Source organism: Microbacterium sp. K35 (genome assembly GCF_004794375.1).
Lineage (GTDB): Bacteria > Actinomycetota > Actinomycetes > Actinomycetales > Microbacteriaceae > Microbacterium > Microbacterium sufflavum.
Genome location: NZ_SSDM01000188.1, coordinates 1 through 1,550, shown reverse-complemented (window position 1 = coordinate 1,550; position 1,550 = coordinate 1). Strand labels below are relative to the sequence as shown.

At 72.1% G+C, this 1,550-nt stretch carries 1 protein-coding gene; it reads right to left on the bottom strand.

Going from position 1 to position 1,550, the window contains the following annotated elements:
* Nucleotides 1-1,535: DNA helicase RecQ (gene recQ / locus DW299_RS07320; RefSeq protein ID WP_205814348.1), on the bottom strand; the 1,535-nt coding region annotated here is incomplete at its 3' end.
* Nucleotides 1,536-1,550 lie beyond the last annotated feature (15 nt).

The following is a 1,550-nucleotide window of genomic DNA, read 5'->3' as shown; positions in this document are numbered from 1 at the left end:
GGCACCGGGGTCTCGCCGCGCAGCACCCCGGCCGCGGCCTCTCCCGGCGCGAGCGTGCCGTAGTCGCCCTGCGCCACGAGGATGCCGCGGGCGAGCAGCTGCCGCACGACGCTGCGCCAGTCCTGGTCGGACAGGTCGGCGCCGATGCCGTACGTGGCGAGGCGGTCGTGCCCCTGCTGGCGGATGCGCTCGGTCGAGGCGCCGCGCAGGATGTCGATCAGGTGCCCGGCGCCGAACGCCTGATTGCGCTCGCGCTGGAGGCGCACGATCGTCGACAGCAGCTTCTGCGCGGGGATCAGCCCGTCGAACGTCTCGGTGTCGTCGAGGCACGTGTCGCAGTTGCCGCACGGCTGCGACTCCTGGCCGAAGTACCCGAGCAGGTTCTGCCGTCGGCACTCGACCGTCTCGCACAGCGCGAGCATCGCGTCGAGGTGCTGCCCCATGCGCATCTTGAACGTGCGGTCGCCGGGGCTCTGGTCGATCAGCCGGCGCTGCTGCACGACGTCGCCGAGGCCGTACGCCATCCATGCCACCGACGGCTCGCCGTCGCGACCCGCGCGACCCGTCTCCTGGTAGTAGCCCTCCACCGACTTGGGCAGGTCGATGTGCGCCACGAAACGCACGTCGGGCTTGTCGATGCCCATGCCGAACGCGATGGTCGCCACCATCACCACGCCGTCCTCCCGCAGGAAGCGCGACTGGTTCGCGGCCCGCACCTCGGCCGGCAGCCCCGCGTGGTACGGCAGCGCGTCGATGCCCTTCGCCGCCAGCGCGGTCGCGGTCTGCTCGACCGACTTGCGGCTCAGCGCGTACACGATGCCCGCCGCACCCTCGGGCTGCGAGCGGATGAACTGCACGAGCTGCGTGCGGGGGTCGACCTTCGGGACGATGCGGTACTGGATGTTCGGGCGGTCGAAGCTCGCGACGAAGTGCTGCGCGCGGTCGAGGTGCAGCCGCTCGGTCAGCTCCTTGTGCGTGGCCCGGGTCGCGGTGGCCGTGAGCGCCATGCGCGGCACGCCGGGAAACCGGTCGCCCAGGTCGCCCAGCGCGAGGTAGTCGGGGCGGAAGTCGTGGCCCCACTGCGACACGCAGTGCGCCTCGTCGATCGCGATCACGCTGAGGGTGCCGCGCTGCAGCAGGGCCGTGGTGTTCGCGTTCGACAGCCGCTCGGGGGCGACGTAGATCAGGTCGAGCTCGCCCGCGACGTAGGCCCGCTCGACCTCGCGGCGCTCGTCGATCGACTGCGTGGAGTTGAGGTACGCGGCCTTGACGCCGTTGGCGCGCAGCGCGTCGACCTGGTCGTGCATGAGAGCGATGAGCGGGCTGATCACGAGGCCCGTGCCCTCGCGCACGAGCGCGGGAACCTGGTACGTGATGCTCTTGCCGCCACCGGTGGGCATGAGCACGACCGCGTCGCCGCCGCCGATGACCTGCTCGACGATCGCGGCTTGATCGCCGCGGAAGTCGTCGTAGCCGAACACCGTGTGCAGCGCCTCGCGGGCGGTCGGGAAGCGGCTCGGCGTCGCGCGGCGCACGGCCGGCGCGGCCGG